Below are 16,698 nucleotides of genomic sequence, written 5' to 3' on the forward strand. Positions count from 1 at the left end.
TTTAAAATTTAAAGTTTAATTCCATCCCGAAATAGGGAGCTTGGTTAAGTGGGCCATAGCTTGATTCCTCTCCCGAGGACAGGCGGTAGTTTCCTTCAGGTCTGATATTCAAGAAATTGTTGGCGAAGAAGGTAAACCGTATATTTTTGCTGATGTTTTTGGATAGGTTCAAGTGCGCATTGAAATAGGCTACAGGTGGGTTTTCACTGTAGAGCGCATCATCCCCTTCCCTTGCCAATAAATCATAGGTCGAGTCATTCCTTTCACTTTCCGGGATGAAGACATAATCCAGATTTTGGTCAAAATATGCTTTGGCCCTATCCGACTCCCTTTTGGACCTGGTATAATTGTAGATGAAGGACTCTACCCTAAGGCTTATCAACAAGCCCAATGAAGAAAGGTGGTAGTTAGTCGATAAGCTACCTTGCAGTCGTCCAGACTGCCTCCAAGTTGGTGGGTATAGGACATATACATAATCTGATTCTACAAAAAAGCCAGCGTTTTTATTGTCATCATAGGTATCTGACAAACTATAGCTGATGGTATTGTAATAACTCAGCCAAAAATTAAAGCTGGCATTTAAGGCATCGACTTTGGGAATGGCCCCCATCAATTCAAAACCGCGACTGTCCGTATAATTTGTGTTGGTAATTCTGTTTGATTTAAAAGCATATTTTTTTGTTTCACCTGTTTCTGCATATTCAGGGGTACTTCCCTCTGGGTAACCTGTAATTTCATAATCTGATACCTCCACAACCAATGGGACTTTATCGATGCTAATTCCTCCTGCATTTTGGTTCCCAAAATAAGTGAATGCCAAGCTGAGACCTTTGGATTTGTAGTTGACCCCAATTTCATGTCTTTTGGAAAGCATGGGCTCAAGCCCTTGAGCATTGGATGTTTCCACATGGGTATAAGCCAAGTAAAGACTTTCATTGACCTTTCCGTTAAAACTATTGAGCAGGATTACATCTTCATAGCTAGGCCCCGGATAGAGGTGGGCCAAACCCGGTGCTTTGGTCTGAATACCATATGCTCCTGTCAGGGACCATCTTTCAGCCAGTTTATAGCGTGCATTGATTCTGGGCGATACTGTAAAATAACCAACTTGCAGGTCTCCCCTAACACCCAAACTTAGGTTTAAATCCTTATCCAGTAGTTTTCCCTTGATACCATCCTGAACATAAAAACCTTGCTGCACCAGCTCAGGTTGAACATCCCTAAATGAGTACGGCCGGTCTGAGGTAGGTGAAGAACCTCCCGAAATGGGCCTAAAAGGATCAAATACCCTTCCATCTCCCCTATTGGCACTGTAACTTATATTATAGCCATATGAAAGTGCATGCTTCCATTTTCCAGTATTGAATTCCTTGGAAAAATTGAGTCGGGCACCTGCCGATATGGGTTTGCCATGTACCCGCATGGAAGCGGTGTAGGTACCTGGTGTGAAAGTACCTTCATGCACACCTTCTTCCGTAACATCCGTTACTCCAGTTACTCCCCTATTGATCAATTGTATGGTTTCAGAGGTACTTTCTCCATAGGAATAGTTGATGGAGGCCTCCAAGCCATCGAATATTAGGGTAGAATAATTGAGGCTTATTTTATCGGATACCGAAAATGCCCTACGCTGATAGCGGTTGCGCAAAGCATATCCAATATCAGGGTCCGACTTGAAATCATCCAGGTTGGTATTGAAGTTCATACTCAGGTTATTTCTGATCTTCTTGCCTGCTCCGATATAAGTGGTCCACAGCGCATTTCCGTTCACCTGATTGTAGGACTTCATCCGGTCTATAGGATTGGCATTACTGTAGACGTAATCCAGGCCCACTGAGAGGGAATTTCTTTCATTTAGCTGGAAGCCTTTATTAGCGAAGACATTGGTATTTCCCCCGGCATAACGTACTGCAAAGTTTAAGGGTGATTTGCCCGCAATGGTTTCCACGATAATGGCCCCTTCAGTAATATCCCCGTATTCTGCTGAGGCCACGCCCTGGACCAGTTCCACCTTCTCCACATTGCCCACGGGAATCTGTCTCAGGTCAAAGCCTCCACCAGGATTGTCACTGGGTGTATATTTAGTCCCATTTAACTGTGAACTGGTATAGGAATCGAAAGCTCCTCTTTGGACGGGGTTGACACCTTGCATGTCTGAATTTTTGGTCAACTGACTGCCATTGATAAAAATCCCAATGCCGAAAGCATTGTTCAGGGCATCTTGAGAGGATATATTACTAGACCTGAAGGTGATGGTCTGGGCGCCGTGGAGCATTGGATTTTTGACGGTTTGGCCAGGTGCCATCTGCAATAAGTCCGAAAGGTTGTTGGCCCGGGCTTGCTCAACGGCCGTCCTATCGATTTTATAAGCCGAATTGGACACATTTTCTTCATCCCTTTGGGCGGTCACTTCCACCTCGTCCATATAGAGGTCATGATCCTGAAGCAAAACCTCTTCTACCTTAACAACATAAGTATTTGGTCCAATTTCGATTTCTCTTTTAAGCGCCTGTTTGCCTACCAAACTGAAATACAAGGCCAGTTTTCCGCTAGTAGGCTTACGAAACCGCAATTCATAGTTTCCTTTTTCATCAGAAAGCGCATAGGCAAAGTTGGCCGCTCTGACCGTAACATAAGCCAAAGGCTCCCGGTCGCCGTCAATGATGCGCCCCTTGATGGTCAGCATCGATTGCTCTTGTGCTACCAGTATGGTCAATGGCATTAAAATGAATATGATCAACAATAATCTTCGCTTCATAATCTGGGTGATGAAGCGGCAAAGGTATAATTATTTAGATTAAGTTTAAATAAAAACTAAGAGTAAAATTCTATTGAATAGCTACATGTCATAGCTAAAAGCTATTAGCTGTATAAAGGCACTCTTAAGGGGGAAGTGAGAAGTAGGAAGTATGAGGAGGGAAGGGGGAAGTTGGAAGAATTATCTGCAAGCTGGCTGGACAATCAATGAATAGAAATAGCTGAGTCAGAGACTCAATTTTCATCGTCCCGCAGTTCAACTGACGGGACAACAGAGAAACCTATCTACCACTAGGACATAGCCTTCAACCCACTTTATGCATGAGAAATCGTTATAGCCTGTCCCTTTCACAGTCTGGAAGAACTGAAACTACAAGAATGAAGGGTACAAAGGACGAAGTGGGAAGTTTGGAGGAGGATGACGGTGTGAATGGGGAGACCTTCTGCTGACACATAAACTCCTGAACTTATTCATTCCAGGTTATCGTATGCAATAGTCTTGAATTAGCTGTGGGATCGATCACTTGGCGGTTGTCTAGTGAGTGGTGACAATAAAATTAGGGCAAAGGTATCATTGCCAAATATTTTATTTAAAAAATCCCTTTATTGGTAAAAAACAGTTTATATTTCTCATTTTAAAAACAAAATTATTAAATTATCAACTCAAATTAACAAATAATTAATCTTATTCTATGTTTTAGATATCAGCCAATGGGTTAAATTTAAGTTTTGTGCAAACCTTAACCCACTGATCACCGGTGCTTCTTATTGGAGAAGCTGCCGCTCACAAAAACCAACTGTCCATGGCAAACCACATCAATAAAGCGGCCCAAAACCAAGAAATGGCTAATTTATCGGACCTGGAAACAATTTTTTACGCCTACCATAGGAAGTTGGTCTATTTTGCCTTTCAATACCTGAAGGACCAAGACTTGTCAGAAGATGTGGTGCAGGAGGTCTTTATTAAGCTGTCCCAAAATGACCTGCTACTTAGGCAGGACAGGCTTGCCATCCAACATTACCTGTACAAGGCCGTCAAAAACAAGTGTTTCAATCTTATACGTGATCAGAAAGTACATGACCGCGTCAAGGAACAACTGACCGAATCGGAATGGGATGATCAAACGATCATTCACAAAATCATTCAATCCGAGGTCATCGCGGAACTCTATGCTGCCATCAGCTCCCTTCCTGAAAAGTGTCAGGAAATATCCCGAATGGGCTACCTCCATGGAAAAACCAACCAGGAAATTGCCCAGGAACTGGGAGTATCTGTCAATACCGTCAAGACCCAAAAGCAAAGAGGCTTAAAGCTGCTCCGCCATAAGTTGAACCCTGAAGCTTTGGGTTGCCTTTTGATGATGGTTGAGCAATTGTAGCAGTTTCACCCTCAATTGGCTGTTTACTTTTCCTAGTTATTTTAGCCACCCTATAGGGTCTTCTATTTAGGCCTTCATTATTTTCTATTTTTTTTTACTTGCTTTCACCCCAATGCAGGAGTTAAGTGTAATGGAAATAAAGAACCATCTCTATGCCATTAAACGACCCTTATATTCAAGAATATACACAGTTGATTCTTAAAAGCTTTCGGCAGCCTTTGAGTGATCAGGAACGTGCCAAGCTAGAGGGTTGGCTGTCCGAGCATCCCGATAACCAAGATTTTTATGATAGGATGAACGGACAGGAAGGTTTTGACGAGGCCATGGACATGATGGCCTCTATCGATAGTGAGCGGGCTTTTAGATCCTTGCGCCAAAAAATATCCTCCCCTACCTCAACCGCTCTCCAAAAAAGGCAGTGGCCCCAATATGTGGCAGCATGCCTGTTGATCGGTATTTTGGTGAGTTGTTTTTTCCTGTTCAGGCCAGATATCCCTTCTATTTTCGAGGAACAGCAATTGGCCAATGATGCGCTTCCCGGAGAATCTAAAGCCAATTTGATTTTCCCAGATGGCAGCGAGGTATCTCTGGATAAAGCGTCCGAAGGATCACTAACCCAATCCAACGGAGTGGGTATTACGAAGGATGGGGCGCAAGTAATTTTCGAACCCCAGCCTACCAAAGCAGATAAGTTAAAAGCTTTCCACACCATTCAAGTTCCCCGGGGTGGAAAGTATAAGGTAGTCCTGTCCGATGGCACCAAGGTATGGCTTAATTCCGCCAGCTCCCTCCACTTCCCTCCTAATTTTCTGGACAAAGAGAGGGTGGTGGAGCTCAACGGAGAAGCTTATTTTGAAGTGGCAAAGCAGGAGGACTGGCCATTTGTGGTCATGGCCAAAGGCACGGAGATCAAAGTGCTGGGTACTCATTTCAATGTAAAAGCCTATCCCAATGAACCGTACACGCAGACCAGTCTCGTGGAAGGATCGATAGCCGTCACTTATCAAAAGCAGCGGAAGCTAGTCTCTCCGGGAGAATTGCTGATCTCAGATGAACAGCTTACCAAAAGAAAGATCAACCCCCAAGAAGCGACTGCATGGAAGGACGGGGTGTTCATGTTTAAAAGCACCCCATTGGATGAAATATTAAGGCAGTTAGAGCGCTGGTACGACATTCATGTCGCAAGCAGCACCCAGGTGCCGGACATGCATTTTAGTGGGACGATCACCATGGACACCAAGCTCAGTCAGGTACTTCAAATGCTGGAAATATCAGGAAATGTAAAATTCGAAATTAAAAATAAACTCATCTATGTAAACAAACCTTAAAAAAACAACCGACAGTTGTGCGAGAACTGTCGGTTTAGCCGATCAATGGCATTCTAACATCACATTAAAATTCTATTAATCAACTTCTAATTGGTAAAGTTATGAAATTAACCTCCTTTGGACAAGGTGGCCAGTGGCTATCTTTTACTCCTCCAAATCTACTCTTAGTTATGAAATGTACTTTTATTTTATGTTTTGCACTCTGTATCCAGGTCTCGGCCAGTGTGCACTCACAGAACATTTCCTTGAAGGCCAATGCGGTCAAGTTGGAAAAAGTACTGGAGATGATCGAAGGCCAAACCGGCTTCCGGTTTATCTACAATGATGAGCTAGTGCGGCAATCCGTACCGGTGAGCATCGATGTAAAGGATGGTCCCTTGGACAAAACGCTTGAGGAAATCTTCAAGGACCAGCCCTTTACCTTTGGGATCATGGAGAACTATATCGTGGTCAAACCCAATAAAAACAACAAACTAAACGACATTACTATTGGAGGAAAAATTTACGATGAAGAAGGCTTACCGCTTCCCGGCGCAACCATATTAGTAAAAGGAACCAACATCGGGACCGTGGCGGATTATGATGGCCAATATAAAATCAAAGCCAAAGAGGACGCCATCCTGATCTTCAGCATGCTGGGATACAAAGCGCAGGAAGTGTCCGTCCAAGGTCGTGACAACATTGACATTACCTTGCTACAGGAAGCTACTGCCCTGGATGAGGTGGTTGTCTTAGGCTATAATACGGTAGAAAAGCAGCACATCGCGTCCTCTATTTCTGAAATGGATATGGACAGGGCCAAATCCCGTCCCATTTATAAATTGGAGGAGGCCTTCAGCGGTACCCTAGCCGGGGTAACCTTGATGCAGGGCAATAACTTGCCAGGAAGTGTACCGGGTACTATCTCCATCAGAGGAATCAGTACTTTGCAAAATGCAGATCCATTGGTCATCGTAGATGGTATGGAGCAATCCCTGACGGACATTGACCCCAATGAAATCAAATCTATCAGTGTCCTCAAAGATGCAGCTTCGGCCTCCATGTATGGATCTCGTGGTGCCAATGGGGTAATCATCATTGAGACCAACCGAGGCACGACCGGCCAATTTAAAGTCGATATACACTCTTGGGCAGCCATCAATGACCCAATAGACCTGCCCAACTTTGTGGGAGCAGCCGATTATATGAGGCTAAACAATGAAGCCAGAAACATCCAAGGCCAATCATTGCTGTACACGGAGGATGAAATCGCACAAGCTGCCCAAGGTCTCTCCACGGATACAGACTGGCTGGATGAGGTGATCGAAAGGAGAGCCCATTCTTATAATTTCTCCTCCAATATCTCCGGAGGAGGCGGTGTCGGTACTTTTAACCTGATGCTAGGTTACCTGAAAGAAAATGGCCTTAACAACTTGGAAGGAACGGACCGCTTCAGCGCCCGATTCAATACCAATATCAACATAGCCGATAAGTTTGTATTGTTGGCAGACTTTTATGCCAGGAGGCTTCAGGTGGATAGACTCCATGCCAACTCTGATGGTCATGGTCTTTACCAGATTGCTTGGAGGATGAACCCTACCCAGGGCATATTCTATGATTCTGACCTACCGGAGCATTATATCCTGCACAATGACCTGAACCCTGTGGCCAGAATCTACCATGGTGGATCCAGAAATTATCTCCATGACCGCAGCACGATCAACCTGAGACCTAAATATCATATCAACGACAACCTTCATATCAATGGGAACATCTCCTATATGATCAATAAGTCTGCTGAAAAGTACAAGCGGGAAACTTTCAAGTTTTTTGATGGAGATGGAAGGCCTGTCACCACCTGGGCCAACAGTGTAGGGGCTTCCCAAGGAGTCAGTGTCAGCCAGATCACCGCCAGGGCCAATATCAACTATGAGAAAGACTTACGGGAAGAACAGGACAAACTCTACTTGGTGGCAGGGTCAGAAATCATGAATTATAACTATACGGACTACCGCGAAATCTCCAAAGCTTCCTTTTACTCCAAGCTAAACTATTCCTTCGACAACCGCTACCTCTTGGAGGTAACTGCCAGAAAAGATGGGAGCAGCAAATTTGCACCTGGACATCGGTGGGGCTTCTTCCCATCAGGTGCATTGGCCTGGAATGTCCATAATGAATCTTTTATGAACGGCCTCAAAAACAGCGGTGCCATCAATAACCTGAAATTCAGGGTTTCTTATGGGCTGATCGGGAATGAAAATGTAGATCCCTACTTATGGCAAGAAGTGGTCAACACTTGGGGATGGACCATGCGGGTTCCCAACCCTAGTTTCTCTTGGGAAAAACAAAAACAGGGAAATATCGGGGTTGACCTGACCATCCTGGACAATAGGCTTTCCCTGACGGCTGATATTTATAAAAAACATTCTACAGACCTGATCTATTCCAATTTTCCTGTACCACCATTGACAGGATCCTATTACCTGGAGTCCTCTGTAAATATCGGGGAAGTAGAAAACAAGGGTTGGGAATTGACCGCCAACTGGAGTGACCAAATAGGGGATTTCAGTTATTCTGTAGGGGGAATTCTATTTGATAACAATAACAAAATCTTGAAAGCCGGCTATTCGGATTCCGATACGTTGATCTTTAAAGGAAACAGTGATAAAATCTGGTACAGAGGAATCGCATTGGACAATTATTATGGTTATGAGAGTGATGGATATTTTCAGAACCAAGAAGAAGTAGATGCCACTCAGGCAAAGCTGCCGAATACCCTTTCAGGAGATATCCGCTATGTGGACCAAAATGGCGATGGGATCATCAATGACAAAGACAGGATCAACCTCGGAGATCCCTTCCCCCATATGAACTACTCAGTTACTTTGGACCTCCGCTACAAGAACTGGGATTTCAGCTTCTTGGGACAAGGTGTAGGCAAGAGGATGGGAAGACTCAATGGACAGGAAGGTTATCCTGTGCTGATGGATGGCAGCGGCAATGATCTGGGAGCTCCACGCCAAGAATATATGGACAACCGATGGACGCCGGAAACTCCCAACAGTCGCTTTCCAAGGGTATGGACGGGACCAAGCTCCAATGCGGTCCTCAGTGATGTCTGGCTGAGTGATGCTTCTTACTTCCGTATCAAGACCCTACAGTTGGGCTACACTATCGCCCGACCTCTAAAAGGTGTCAGAAACCTCCGCGTCTATATGAATGCCCAAGATGCTTTTACCTTCACCAAATGGGAAGGCTTGGAGCCAGAAAGGAATGGAGGAAATGGCAACTACCCCCGAATGGCCAGCTACAGCTTAGGCCTTAAACTAACCGTACTCTAAAGCATTAGCCTTATGAAAAAATATATCTTCACTATATGCCTATTGTCCCTGCTTTCCTTTAGCTGTGAAAGCTTCTTGGACAAAACCGACCCTACAGCGACCTCCTTTACGGAGTTCTATAATGACGAGGAAGACCTGAGAAGGGTAACCTACAGTAGTTACTTGGATATGTTTACCCATCAGAGTGACAGAAGATTATTATTCTATCTAAAGGATGGAAGGTCGGACAATGCCTATTCCCGCATAGCGAGTGACCATCATCAGGTCATCGCCAATGGTAACCTGAATAGCAATGCCACTGTACCAGAGTATTACTATTCCATGCATATGAAACACCTGGGCCGTCTCAATAACTTTATTGACAATATCAACGAGCCCTACGTGGAAGATGAAGCGGTTCGTACCCGCTACCACAATATCTTACAAGGACTGCGTGTGTGGCATTATTTCAGACTTACCTTCCGATGGGGGGACGTTCCTTTTGTACTGCAACCTGCTGATTTGGACGAAGCCAGGCAGCCTGCCACTCCCAAGGAGGAAATTCTGGATACGATCTTTCCACTGGGAGAAGAAATCGCCAATAGCCTTCCTGAAGATGAGTACACTTCGAACAAATACATGTTTAATAAATTCTCGTTGAAAGCGCTTATCATGCGGTACGCCTTATACAATGAACGGTATGAGCTGGCCGCCAGACTGGCCAAGGAAATCATGGATAGTGAAAATTACAGTCTTCATCCTGTATACAGGGATCTTTTCCAATATGAAGCTGCTTCCAACAACAATGAGTTCATCATGCATATGGACCAAGAAAGCCATAGTGGAAGCACCACTTACTCTTTTAGAGACCTGGGGCCCCACTTCCGTACCGGGGATGGGCAATCCTATGTGGTCCCATTGAAGTCTCTAGTGGACAGTTATTGGACCTTGCAAGGTAGGCCTATTGACGATTGTCCTTACTATAGTCAAACAGAATATGAGCTGGACCCCAACCTAAACCGTGATCCAAGGTATGAAGCTTCCATTATGGGACATGGAGATGAGTTTTATGGAGAAACCATCGATATCTATAACCCGAACAGTCCCATGTTTTATGAGAACCAGAGAGCCAGTGGTTCGGGATATTGGTTCAGGAAGTTTGTATCGGACAACGATGCTTTTCGAAGTGGTAACATGGAATTTGGGCTGCTTCGTTATGCGGAAGTACTCCTCACCTATGCAGAGGCCAAAATCATGATGAATGAAATCGATGATCTGGCCAAAGACTGTATCAACCAGGTACGGGAACGCGCAGGACTAGACATGACCGAAGCCAATGTCACCCTGCCTGAATATGCCTCCTATACCCAAGACGAATGGATCGCACTGGTCAGAAATGAGAGAAGGGTAGAGTTTGCTGGCGAAGGACTACGCTATGATGACATCATACGTTGGAGAATAGCAGAGGAAGTGCTCAACCAACCAGCTTTAGGACATACCAAAATGGAAAACGGAAACCTTGTGACTCTCAAGATTGAAGATAGGACCTTCAAGCAACACCAGTATATCTGGCCTTTTCATGAAAGCAGCCTTAAGGTCAACCCTGGATTAAATCAAAATCCAGGATACTAGATAAACTATTTTTTTCGCTTTTCGCACAAGTTGGGTCGGCCTGAATTTGATCATTCATTTTTAGGCCGATCATTTTTTGTGGTCATGCCAATGGATACCTGTCATGGCGCCGCATTTCTGGCGACATTCGCACATTGTGGAGATTTGGAGTGAGTCTGGATTGTCCACAGATGAATGGGATAAACACTGATGGATGGTGCTGGAAGTGGAAAGGGGAAAGTATGAAAGAAGAAGGACGAATTGGGAAGCTTAAAGTACGAAGACTCACTGTGGCGCAAAGGATAAAAAAGGTGTAGATGCAATCTACACCAAGACCAAGCGAAACTTTCTTACTGCACAGCTGCCTCGACAAAACTTTCTTCTTTCTGTTTTTGACTTTGCTGAAAGAGCAGGTAAATGCAGGCGATATCAAATGCTGCGCCTGTCAATACGCCAATCAAGACCAAAATCACAGAAATAAATATAAAGGCATTGACCAGTCCCAAAGCTCCTACCACTAAGTATGGCTGTCCCAGTTGTTTTTTGGACATAATCAGGCCCAATGAAAATGGAATCATAGAAATACCAAAAGCCACCACCTCAAACACACCTATCCAAATGTCTTCTGAGGCCATCCCTTTCCCATAATAAATATCCACTCCAATCAATACCGCATTGACCAAGATCAAGAACACTGCTCCTAACTGCAATACTTGGTTCCCCGTACGTTTCCCTAACAGCCAAAAACCATAGGCAAACCCAGCATATGTAACTAGCACCGCCACCTTCAGCATTACGAAATATTCAGGTTGTTGAACTTCTTCTCCTGACATCAAGGCCATATTCCATAATATCTCAAAAGAGGACAATATAAAATAAACTATACCTGTCAGGCCAGCCCACCAAAGCTGCCTTTTATCTAGATAAGAGAACAGGGGCGGGATACTTTTATCCTTCTTTTCTTCTGTTTCGATCGACATCGGGATTTCCAGTACTTCCATGATCGTCCTCACTGTATATGCTCGTGGTGTCACTTCTCCTGCCTCTATACGCTGAATGGTACGGACGTTGATGTTACACCGCTCTACAAGTTCTTCCTGGGTCATTCCCTTTGACAAGCGTCTTTGCTGTATGACCTTGCCTAGTTCAGGTTGCTTCATTGTTGTTAGTTGTTGGTTGACCATTGCAAATTGAGATTTTTAATTATACCATTGGCCGAAAAACGAGCGGATTTCACCCGACATTAACCCGACATATGCCATTAAAGCTGTTTTTGAAGGGTTTTTAAACTATCTCAGTAGATACATTTTCCCGTAGCCTTTTTTGAAGGCTTTGTCACCAGCAGTGGCACGGTGCTCCACAAACTGTCCATCCTTACGGATCAAAACGCGGTAGATATAAACTCCATTAGCCAGTTGATCCCCAAATTCATCTTTGCCATCCCAAGCATATTCCGAAATGTTGTGCCCAATTTTGATGGGGCCGAGCTCATCCTGCAAAATTTCGCGCACCACTTTTCCAGTGACGGTCATGATCTGCACTTTTACCTGATCTGGTGGCTCCATGCCTGTAACGGTAAACACAAACCTTACGCTTGTACTGAACGGGTTGGGATATGGATAAAAATGGGTAATCGTAGACTCATTGATCACCTCAAAGCTTACCTCGTAAGGCTTTTCACCCGCCTGATTCCCTGACGCATCGCTGGCATTGATGCGCAAGGTATAAATGCCATCTTCCAATGGACCGGGCAAATATTCTAGTTTAAAGTCGGAGTTTTCCGCGGCTTCAAACCACTTTAATGCAGGATTGCTGAATGAAACCCTTTGGAAAGCACAGCCTTCGCAGTCTTTCTTGAGATAAACTTCCACGCCAGTGGTATCTTTTTTCAACAAAGCTTCATTTTCATCCTTCAACAAAGCAGTGACCAACACATTGGGGGAAACAATGTCCCCATCCATAATGTATGTCCCATCAAAATTGACATCCAAAACCGGATTCTGGTCATCCGCCATAACGGTAAAATAATTGGCCAAGTCCAGAACATTGTTTTTATAAGACTGCTCCAAAAACTCCCTTGGGTTGGCAATGATGTTTAAGGAATTTTTTCCGGCCTTGCCCATTGAGTTGAAATCAATTTCAAAAACATGGCTTTCTCCTGCTTTGATCGGTGGAATTTTAATACTGTAATTTTCAAGGGTGTTATTGGTCTTGTTCTGCAAGCTCCACTCCACTGTCAAAGAATCCGTAAAATTGTAATTGGAAATATTGACAAATTCAAATTGAACGGTGGCTTCTTCCCCTTCCTGTAGATTGAAGGTTTCCTCCTTGGACTTTAAGACCAGCACCCCTTCCGGCACACCGGTATAGTTCACTTGCCACTGCTGTAGCTGTTCGGGGAGCCTTGATGCTGAGTTTTCGAGCCTGTACCTAAGTCGTAAATAAGGGTAAGTAATGGCATTGATCTCATCCAATCTGATTTCCCCGTCTACCACATTTTCAAAAAGAACCGTTTCTGCCCCCTCTTTGGTAACCCCAATTACATCAAAAGCAAATATTTCATTTTCCGCTTCCTCAATGGTTTTCGTTTGGTTGAAGAAGGCTGCCCAAGCTGATGCTGGCCCCACCCTATCGGTGGAAACCGTTCCTGCATCATAGAAACCTTCCATTGTGGTGTTAAAAGTGATGACTTGTTTAGTGGTCGGAATTTCGGAGTTTTTATCAGCCACTATTTCCTTGGCTTCCCCAGGCCGCATACCTTTTCTGCCCAGAAGAATATAAGGCTCTCCATTCTTCATATTCCGTAAGGTTGCCTCATTGGCTCCTATTTCCTTCATTTTTAGGAAAGCTTCGTCTGGCCAGTCTTCAAAAGTCACCGCTCCCACCGAGAAAATCACCACATAATCCCCTTCCTTCAATCCATCTATATAGTCCAATAGCATGGTTTGCCCCTCACCGGTAATCCAACTGTTCCTGATATTCTGAATGATCTGCGGGGTTTTTCCACAGCTTTTCCCATCCAACACATCGAAATTTGTCAAAGGGACCACTAAATAGGGAGCTAAACTCCTTTGGTCAAAAGCCATCAGGCCAAAAGAGCCATTGGTACATCTTCGCTGGAAAAGGTCCTGATTATAGGAAGAACCATCCAGCTGAATCTGCACCTGCCCATAGCTAAGTCCCTCCGCTTGCGAACCAAAAGTGTATACATCCAAATTGAGTTGGGTACCTTTGTATTTCCATTGCCTAGCAGGTTGGTCAATTTCCATGTTTTGGATATGGTTTTCTCCCAGCTGGGTAAACTGTCTTTGGACCCACCCTTCCGGGCCATTGGGAATATAGGTAAAACTACTCCTAGTCCAATCCTTGCTTTCACCTTCCTTTTGCTGAAGGAATCTGGTCCTCCAATAAAAGGTCACTGAATCACTGGCGTTGACTTTATCGGCGATACTTTGCTTCCACTTGGCAATATTACGGGTTGTCACACGGGATTCCTTTCGCCAAGCGCTGCTGAAATCAGGGGAAGTATCCAATTGAAAAACAATGGTCCTGTCTTCCGTGGATTTGCCAGGAATCTGAGCGATCATCTCCACTTCCAATCTTCGCTCAATGGCATAATTGAGCGGGCTGAGGTTTTGGGTACCGCTGGATTCGATAAACTTGTTCACCACAATGGTATTATTGGCATAGGTCAACTCTGGCACTTCCCTGGTGGTATTAACAGCAATGGTAAATACATTATCCCCAGCAGCTACTATTCCAACATTGGGCACCGAAAAATGAATGGTATCCCGGTAAAAAACAGGAGCCAAGTCTTCAGTTTTAAACGAAATGACGGTGCCATCAGGCAAAGTTCTGCTGACCTTAAAATCAATGGTATCCAGATTGACACGCCCCAAGTTTCTCACCACAAAAGCCATATCAATGGTGTCAGTCAGTGAGTTGATATTCTCTCCATTCAAATCTGTAAAAACAACCTCCTCAGTACTCAATGCATAATCAGCCTCTTTGGCTGGAAAGATCCTTACTGCCGGGTCTCCCAACATGACCATTTGGTTAACGTGAGACTGGTTGATCTCTGAAGTTCCGTACCTATTGTAAAAATATTTTTCTGCTTCTATTTTCACCTTACCGATAGGGCGGTAGATCAGAGAGGAATCTGCAAAGGATTTGGTATAAAAAGATTCAGAATATCTTCTCAAATACACATCTACCCCAATACTGGCATGGGCCAGGAAATTCGAGGCTCCCCTGTCCGGTGTCAGGATCCAATCCTCCCCAAAGGTATAGGCCGTCCCAAAAGCATTTCCAGCATCACAGCCATTCAGGAGCAAAAAGGGATATTTACCCTTATTGTCATAGCCTAGCTCGTCTTGGCTTACAAAGCCAATATCGATATCCGTCGTCGATGTGGCCGCATGCCCAAAGAAAGTGATCATGCTGACCCCTTCATTGACTTTGTCCGAAATATTGATCAGCTCCACTGGCTCATTGGACCGCTTTCTAAATGTGGTTACATCGGCTCCATAATAAATGTTCTCAGCAATATTCTCAAAGCCTTTGACGAAATTATAATACCGCTCCAACTCAAAAGCGGAAAGCCCCCCACTCAAATGGGCCATATCTTTTTGCCAAGGTGCTGAAGCACCAAGGGCCTCTTTCTCTTTTACTTTATTGAGGTAATCATTTACCTGCTCGGGTGTCCGAACAGGAACCCTACCAATGGCAATATCCTTACGCATAGGCTCATTCTCATCAAAGCCAACCGCAAAAAGGTTGTCATTATAAGGATAGCCATAAGTGGGTACCAAGTCTTGTATGCTGAATAAGTCTGGGCGATCTCTGTAAAAATAGGTTACTCCTCCCGAGTTAGTGGAATTGTACATTCCAAAAGCCCTGCCCATCATTAAAAGGTACTCGGGTGCAAACTTGCTGGAATACTGCCTTAAAAACTCCTTCACTGCTAGAGGTGATTTTTCCCCATAATTGAACTGGTTGTACAGTTCATTGGCTGTTACGATCAGGGTGTCGTAGCCTCCCCCTGCCGGGCTGTGTCGGTAACCGGCATAGGCCGCCACGGGATCGGTATTTACAGAAGTAGCTTGTCTTAGGCTTTTATGGGTTAAGATGATATAATTGGCGGCTTGGTTCATCAGGTGTCTAAACTTGACCCGCTCCAAAACATTTGGCTCGATGATCGCACTTCTCTGCTGAACCAAAATTTCACTTTCCCTTGCCGCTGTTCCGGCTGAAATGGTCAGGTCTCCTAGCTCCTTCTGGGCAATTAGCCTTATGGGATTATAAATATCAGACACCTCATATGCCAAATATTCCGCCTCCATGTTTCCAAAAGTAATGTTCTGTTCACTAGCTTTTACCCTAAACTTGTTGGAGGTAAACTCTCCCTCTTGTTTGAGGGTCTTGTAGGTTAAAGTAGCAAAGCTGATGGACACATTATCGCTGCTTCCCTCTGTACTGACAGGCTTGACCTGAACCACAAAACGTCCATCAGTACCCACATCACTTGCTTGCAAGGAAGCCTGAATGGCCCTGTATTCAAATTCTAGAAAATTTTCTGTCTGTAAAAGCCTTAATTGGTCACTATTCGGCCCCACGTAAACTTCCACCCTATGGGGTGCATCAGAACGGCCTACAAGTCCCATTTCCAAGGAAGCTTCAAAGTCTGCCGCCATTGTCCCCAACTCTCTAAACACCACTTCTTCAAAGTTCCCTCTAGTGATGGCCCTTCCTGTCCATCCTTGTCCCACATCATACTTCCCCAACCTTACCCCAAGAGAGTACGTTTGGCCCAAAGCATATTGGTCAGCAAAAACCTGACTGACCTCCTTGGTGTATTCATTGGCTTCAGGAGCTGAAGGGTCAACATTTCTCCTTCCCATTCTTTTACCATAAGTACCCGGTGTCACCGTCAAAAAGAAAGCGGTGGCATCGCTGTGGTTATTGTACTTTGGGTTGGCCATGTTGTCCGGATCAGGATACAGCTTAATGTCCGAACTGCCATCGTTACGCTCCCCTATAAACTGGATATAATCTGCCTGATCGAATCTTCCATCCTGCTCCCCAGCAATATAAATAGCCACTTCCTGCCCTCTATGATATATCCGAATGGTTCTCGGATCAACGCCATTAAGGTTCATTCCAGAAGCTGAGAGAGTCGTATAACTTATATGATAAATGCCATCTGTGGATGTTGGAATCTTATAATAGGTAAGGGCATGGTTGATCCATTCGCTTTGTCCCTTGCTGAGGTGAAAAAAGGCAAACACCAATAAGAAAAGTAGTATAAGTTTCTTCATGCAATCC

8 protein-coding genes are annotated in these 16,698 nt (G+C 44.5%); 5 read left to right on the plus strand and 3 right to left on the minus strand.

All coding sequences use genetic code 11. The annotated features are described in order from the left end of the window. Position 1 precedes the first annotated feature (1 nt). Positions 2-2,758 (minus strand): TonB-dependent receptor, encoded by a 2,757-nt coding sequence (locus tag IFO69_RS05050; protein WP_192009004.1) that lies wholly within the window; start codon positions 2,756-2,758, stop codon positions 2-4. Between the two features lie 320 nt (positions 2,759-3,078). Between IFO69_RS05050 and IFO69_RS21680 the strand changes: the two genes are divergently transcribed. The 5 genes from IFO69_RS21680 (at position 3,079) to IFO69_RS05070 (ending at position 10,395) form a co-directional block, all read left to right on the plus strand. Then, the gene (locus tag IFO69_RS21680) at positions 3,079-3,207 is read left to right on the plus strand and encodes a hypothetical protein (protein WP_262891606.1); all 129 of its coding nucleotides are present in this window, start codon (positions 3,079-3,081) and stop codon (positions 3,205-3,207) included. Positions 3,208-3,560: 353 nt separating this feature from the next. Then, positions 3,561-4,136, plus strand: a complete 576-nt coding sequence (locus IFO69_RS05055; RefSeq protein WP_192009005.1) for an RNA polymerase sigma-70 factor — start codon at positions 3,561-3,563, stop codon at positions 4,134-4,136. Positions 4,137-4,288: 152 nt separating this feature from the next. Next, positions 4,289-5,464 carry a FecR family protein gene (locus IFO69_RS05060; RefSeq protein WP_192009006.1) on the plus strand — a complete coding sequence of 392 codons (1,176 nt, stop codon included), beginning with the start codon at positions 4,289-4,291 and terminating at the stop codon, positions 5,462-5,464. Between the two features lie 101 nt (positions 5,465-5,565). Continuing rightward, entirely contained in the window at positions 5,566-8,784 is a 3,219-nt protein-coding gene (locus IFO69_RS05065) for a TonB-dependent receptor (protein ID WP_225444005.1), read from the plus strand. A 12-nt stretch (positions 8,785-8,796) separates the two neighbouring features. Then, positions 8,797-10,395 carry a RagB/SusD family nutrient uptake outer membrane protein gene (locus tag IFO69_RS05070; protein WP_192009007.1) on the plus strand — a complete coding sequence of 533 codons (1,599 nt, stop codon included), beginning with the start codon at positions 8,797-8,799 and terminating at the stop codon, positions 10,393-10,395. Positions 10,396-10,724: 329 nt separating this feature from the next. Here IFO69_RS05070 and IFO69_RS05075 read toward each other — a convergent pair whose 3' ends face one another. Together IFO69_RS05075 and porU2 are read right to left on the minus strand one after the other, a co-directional pair. Further along, positions 10,725-11,534, minus strand: a complete 810-nt coding sequence (locus IFO69_RS05075) for a helix-turn-helix domain-containing protein (protein ID WP_225444006.1) — start codon at positions 11,532-11,534, stop codon at positions 10,725-10,727. A 129-nt stretch (positions 11,535-11,663) separates the two neighbouring features. After that, complete coding sequence (porU2, locus tag IFO69_RS05080; protein ID WP_192009009.1) at positions 11,664-16,691, minus strand: putative type IX secretion system sortase PorU2; 5,028 nt, start codon at positions 16,689-16,691, stop codon at positions 11,664-11,666. Positions 16,692-16,698 lie beyond the last annotated feature (7 nt).

This window comes from Echinicola arenosa (genome assembly GCF_014841125.1).
Classification (GTDB): Bacteria; Bacteroidota; Bacteroidia; order Cytophagales; family Cyclobacteriaceae; genus Echinicola; species Echinicola arenosa.

Excerpts from the sequence above, each read along its gene's own strand:
- IFO69_RS05050 (WP_192009004.1), bottom strand. The coding sequence starts at position 2,758 with ATGAAGCGAAGATTATTGTTGATCATATTCATTTTAATGCCATTGACC.
- IFO69_RS21680 (WP_262891606.1), top strand. The coding sequence starts at position 3,079 with ATGAGAAATCGTTATAGCCTGTCCCTTTCACAGTCTGGAAGAACTGAA.
- IFO69_RS05055 (WP_192009005.1), top strand. The coding sequence starts at position 3,561 with ATGGCAAACCACATCAATAAAGCGGCCCAAAACCAAGAAATGGCTAAT.
- IFO69_RS05060 (WP_192009006.1), top strand. The coding sequence starts at position 4,289 with ATGCCATTAAACGACCCTTATATTCAAGAATATACACAGTTGATTCTT.
- IFO69_RS05065 (WP_225444005.1), top strand. The coding sequence starts at position 5,566 with ATGAAATTAACCTCCTTTGGACAAGGTGGCCAGTGGCTATCTTTTACT.
- IFO69_RS05070 (WP_192009007.1), top strand. The coding sequence starts at position 8,797 with ATGAAAAAATATATCTTCACTATATGCCTATTGTCCCTGCTTTCCTTT.
- IFO69_RS05075 (WP_225444006.1), bottom strand. The coding sequence starts at position 11,534 with ATGAAGCAACCTGAACTAGGCAAGGTCATACAGCAAAGACGCTTGTCA.
- porU2 (WP_192009009.1), bottom strand. The coding sequence starts at position 16,691 with ATGAAGAAACTTATACTACTTTTCTTATTGGTGTTTGCCTTTTTTCAC.